The sequence below is a fragment of the bacterium genome (assembly GCA_035370465.1).
In the GTDB taxonomy this organism is placed as follows: Bacteria; Ratteibacteria; UBA8468; order B48-G9; family JAFGKM01; genus JAGGVW01.
Window position 1 is genome coordinate 1 of record DAOOVW010000072.1, and the last position, 5,410, is coordinate 5,410.

The following is a 5,410-nucleotide window of genomic DNA, read 5'->3' on the forward strand; positions in this document are numbered from 1 at the left end:
TGTGGTATATTTTTCAAAATCCACTCTGTTCCTTTCTCTCCCTTCCTTTGTAAAGCATGTCCGTCAATGTCTTTGTGGAGGGGAAGGTTAGGCTCGCCCGTAGGACTACGCCCGAGGGATGGATTTCTCTATATCTCCTTATTAAACCCCGTCTGCTCAACTTATCTCTACCTTGCCTGCCCGTCTGAGCATTAGCGAAGGAGGGTAGGGCTGGTTCGTATGCTATATTTTAAACTACCTGTGTAGAACAATCCTCAAAATCCCCGTTGTGCTATCTGGGAGACGATGACGCACCAACTCTGAGGCACAAGGTAAGCAACTTTAGTCGGTTTACAAAAGGGGGAAGTATTGTAGAAACAAGCACCAACTCTGCTTTGCTACCCCTCGCTTCTTTAGTCGGTTTAATAAAGGGGAAAATACTTGCCCCCTCATCCTTTCCTTCTCCCCGTTGGGGAGAAGGAAATATCCCTCTCTTCTTCTCCCCTCTCCCCACAGGGGATAGGCTCGCCCGTAGGGCTACGCCCGAGGGGAAGGGTGAGGGGGATATTAATTTTTAGTATACATTTGATGTAAAAATAGTATGAATATCTTAGTGTCCAAAAATATGGGAATTTAGGATAATATTTATGCTGTTAAAATAATAAAAAGGGGAAAAAGAAGAAATGAAAACATACTAATAGAAATAATTAAATATCTTAAATTATAGTTTTACATTTGAAAGGTTTAAGTTTATTTTTCTTCTTTTAGTTTTTTTATTTTATCCCTGTAATATATTGCCTGCTCAAAATCCAATTTTTTTGCTGCTCCCATCATCTTTTTTTCAAGTCGTTTTATTGTCTGAAAAACATCCTTTCCGTAATATTCTTCTTCTTTTTCTGCTATTTTTCTTTCTTCTCTTATATTTTTCCCTCCAAGAATCTCACTTACACTTTTATAGATTGGTTTTTCAATTGAACGAGGTGTTATGTTATATTTTTTATTGTATTCAATCTGTATTTTCCTTCTCCTTTCTGTTTCTTCAATTGCTCCTCTCATTGCATCTGTTATTCTATCAGCATACATTACAACCTCTCCATCAATACTTCTTGCGGCTCTTCCTGCAATTTGAATTAAAGATGTCTCACTTCTTAAAAACCCTTCTTTATCAGCATCAAGTATTGCTACAAGAGAAACTTCAGGTAGGTCAAGTCCTTCCCTTAATAAATTTATTCCAACAAGAACATCAAAATTCCCCTCTCTTAAATCCTTTAAAATTTCCACTCTTTCAAGCGTATCAATTTCATAATGTAAATACATAACTTTTATATCAAATTCTTTTAAGTAATCAGCAATTTCCTCTGCTAAATGTTTACTTATAGTTATTACAAGAACTCTTTGTTTTTTCTTTATTCTTTCTTTTATTCTTGGAATTAGGTCGTCTATCTGTGTTTTTGTCTCTTTTACAATTATTGGCGGGTCAATAAGTCCTGTTGGTCTTATAATTTGTTCAACAATTAGAGGTGATTTTTCTCCAAGTCTATTTACTCCACATTTTTCAAGTTCATATTTTCCAGGTGTTGCCGAGACATAAATTACACTATTGGCAAGTTTTGTAAATTCATCAAATTTTAAGGGTCTGTTATCAAGTGCAGAAGGAAGACGAAACCCATATTGGACAAGTGTTTCCTTCCTTGCTTTATCTCCAAAATACATTCCTTTTATTTGGGGGACGGTAACATGAGATTCGTCAATAAAAATTAAATAGTCATCAGGAAAATAGTCAAGAAGAACTTCAGGCCTTTCTCCTGGTAATCTTCCTGCTAAATGACGGCTATAATTTTCTATTCCATGACAATAACCTAATTCTTCAAGCATTTCAAGGTCATATTTTGTTCTCATTTCAAGTCGTTCTGCTTCAAGAAGTTTTCCTCTTTTTTTAAAGTCATCAACACATATTTCTAATTCCTCTTTTATACTTTCTATTGCTTTTGTGAGTTTATCTCTTGGTGTAACAAAATGTTTTGCTGGATAAATATAAATTTCTTCTTCATCAGATAATTTTTTGTTTGTTAATGGGTCAAATTTTTCAATTTTAACAATTTTGTTTCCTACCATGCCAATTCTTACTCCAATTTCTTCATAAGATGGTATTATTTCAATTGTATTTCCTCTTACTCTAAACTTACCTCTTGTGAAGTCAAACTCATTTCTTTCATACTGAATTTCAATAAGTCGTTTCAAAATATATTTTCTTTCTGTGTTTTGCCCTTTTTCTAAATGAAGCATCATTGCTTTATGGTCTTCGGGACTGCCAATTGGGTAAATACAGGAAACACTTGCAACAACTATGACATCTCTACCTGATAAAATTGCACTTGTAGCAGCAAGCCGTAATCTATCTATATCCTCATTTATTGAAGCGTCTTTTTCAATATAAGTATCTGTTTCAGGAATATATGCTTCTGGCTGATAATAGTCATAATAACTAACAAAATACCTTACCTTATTTTCGGGGAAAAACTCTCTAAATTCACTATAAAGTTGGGCAGCAAGTGTTTTGTTATGAGAAATTACAAGAACAGGGCGATTAACTTTTTCTATTACATTTGCCATTGTAAATGTTTTTCCACTACCTGTAATCCCAAGTAATATCTGTTGTTTTTTACCTTTTTCTAAATTTTTAACAAGTTGTTTTATTGCTTCTGGTTGACTTCCCGCAGGTTTAAATTTTGATATGAGTTTGAAATTATCCATAAAAATATTATACCTGAAAAATCCCTGTGATTAGTAAATTATTTATTTACCATTATCACACTGTTTCTTAAACAGAATCCACTCTATTTTAACAACAAAACGGTTATTTTTGCACCTTTCTTTACTTTTTATTTTATCGGGAGGTGCTATTTTAATTCTGATTTTTCGAGTAGATTTCTCTTTTGTCTTGTCTAACATACCTTTTCGTGTAGATTTATTATGTCTCAATTCGAAAATTTGACAATTTATAAATGTATGTTTTACAATTTTTGTAGTTAAAATTTTATGGATGGTTGCTTCTTGTTTTTACAGGAAAAAATAGACATTATCCACGTATTGCTAAATAAGAACATAAGTTTTTCAACTGTTTAATTTCAGCTTGGGTGAGTGCTGTAAGGCACGAACCTGCCGTGTTATACGATGTTGGTTGCCTTTGGTCATCGATTATTTTTCAAGAATTCTTTCCCCTTCTCTGTAATTTCCCATATTCCTCTTGGGGAATGGGGGCTTAATAATCCATCCTGAACCATTACATACCTCTCCCATTGAGCAGTATTTTGCCATCTTATCATAACTCCAGATGGTAATTTTTTATAGTCAACAGAATTTAGAATATGTTTCATTTTAATCTCGACCTTTTCTAAGATTTTATCCATTTCACCTGTACCACCGAGTTCTATCAGTGCTTCTAATATAGGAATGCGAAAAGCTTGACGAGGGGTTCTCTCTCCTTTAGATATTACTCTGGAGTATTTAATTCCTTTTGGGACCATAGTAGTAGGACTAATAGCATTTGCCTTTCCCCCGACAGTAGGTTGTATATCTTCTCGTGGTCTACTTCTATTACAATAACGATGTGTTAATCGTGCATTTGCGGGTATTGTTTTTCCACCTTGCCAATATTGCTCTACATGGTCAACCTCAGCGTCATCAACAAGATGAATCCTCTGTCCACAGATGGCACAGGTAGGATTAGATTCCCAAAGCTGTTTTTTGTATTGCAAAGAAAAAGTTCGTGATTCTGTTTTTGCTGTTCCTACAATTTCTTTAAGTGTAGAAAGCCATTTGTCAAAGCGAGTATGAATTTTATCCTTTCTGTCAGTTGTAACGGTGATTGTATCAATAAATTCCAAATCATGAGTCATAAGCCATATCAATTTTTCCCTAATTTGGTCACTGTTTGGAACAATTTGATTTTCTTCATACATGGCAAAGCCGAACATTACAATGTCAAACAAACCCTTATTTATTTTTCTTGTTTCCCAATAACCATTAGGGTCTTTACTTGAACCAGATACAAATCTTCTATATGCTTTGTCTCCAAAAACACTTTTTGATAATCCAACACTCTTTTTAAAAACAGTTCTGAGTTCTTTTTCTTCAGCATTGTTCAGATTTCTATATTTCTCCATTTCTTTGTTCAAAAAGTGTTTCATGGAAGGAGTATATTTAAGATGTGTAGTGTGGAAGAAGGCAAAGAAGCGTAAAATCAACTCCCTATCTTGCATACGATAATGTGGTTCTTTAAGCCCCAATAAAAATTGGAAATCTTTATCTTCGGCTAACTCTTTTAACAAATCATTATAGTTTCCCCGATAAATACAGTTTCGCAATTCTTGTGCATTAAGTTGAACGGCTCCTGTATTTAATCGTTCAAATATCTCAAATTTTACATCTGGATTGGACTCCTTTCTAATTTCTATAATTCTGATTGTGGCATTTTCAAATTTATCCTGAAGGTTTTTGGGAATGTTTTGAAATCTTTTTCCATTCAGTTCTGTTAAAATCGTTAGTCCACTTAGTCTCAAGTTATTTTCAAGGAATTTGATAAAAGCATTCAATCTCTGCTGCCCATCTATAACTGAATATTTACTATCTGATTCCTCGCTTAAATAAATAACAGGTATTGGAACTTCTAATAATACCGATTCAATTAAACGACTTGATTTGGTATTATCCCAAACCTGAAGCCTTTGAAACTCTGGCCGTAGTTCCAAATTGCCCTTTTGATATTGACGATAAAGTTCAAAAATACTTCTATCAGGTTTATCTGAATATACCCGCCGTTCTTTCGGTAGTATTTCTGTTGGTTGATCTTCTTTCGTTTCTTCAAATTCAAGTTCTCCTTCGTTCATATTCTAACACTCCTCTTTAAGCAACCAATGGGTAAATAGGGACAGCGACCATTTAAACTCCTTTCGCTTCCAGTGTTCTTGCCCACATTAACCCTTGTCAGGTTCGTAATGTATTAGCTTCAAAAAGTCAAGTTTATTTTTCCAGTGTAGCACATCTTTAATTTTGTGTCAAAAGAAGAACCTGCCTGAACTACATAATTCAGTTCCAGCAATCAAATAAAAAGGTAAGTATTCAGTGAACCCCATCCCGATAATTCGGGCCGTTTTCTGTCTTTGCACGGTGCTAAAAACAGAACGGGATTTACTTTCAACAAATCAACTTCCCTTTTAACTTTATCACATACATCTATAAATTGTCAAATTTATCTATTTTTTTAATTATACTACCCCAAGTTTTTGTCAATAGTTTTCAAAGTATTGTTATTCCTGTATTTTATCATTTACCATTATCTATTGACAGGAAAAAAATTGGGGGTAAAATAATTACTTATTATAAAACTGACTGGTCAGTCATAATGAATAAAAAAAAATTAATATTAACA

The 5,410-nt window shown here is 33.8% G+C and carries 3 protein-coding genes; 1 reads left to right on the forward strand and 2 read right to left on the reverse strand.

Translation table 11 applies throughout. The annotated features are described in order from the left end of the window. Positions 1-729 precede the first annotated feature (729 nt). Together uvrB and PLW95_07740 are read right to left on the reverse strand one after the other, a co-directional pair. Positions 730-2,733 carry an excinuclease ABC subunit UvrB gene (uvrB, locus tag PLW95_07735; protein ID HOV22544.1) on the reverse strand — a complete coding sequence of 668 codons (2,004 nt, stop codon included), beginning with the start codon at positions 2,731-2,733 and terminating at the stop codon, positions 730-732. 437 nt (positions 2,734-3,170) lie between these two features. After that, complete coding sequence (locus tag PLW95_07740; protein ID HOV22545.1) at positions 3,171-4,868, reverse strand: DUF262 domain-containing protein; 1,698 nt, start codon at positions 4,866-4,868, stop codon at positions 3,171-3,173. 353 nt (positions 4,869-5,221) lie between these two features. On the opposite strand from PLW95_07740, the gene PLW95_07745 reads away from it, so the two are divergent. Then, positions 5,222-5,410, forward strand: a 189-nt coding sequence (locus PLW95_07745; GenBank protein HOV22546.1) for a hypothetical protein, incomplete at its 3' end; no start/stop codon positions are given.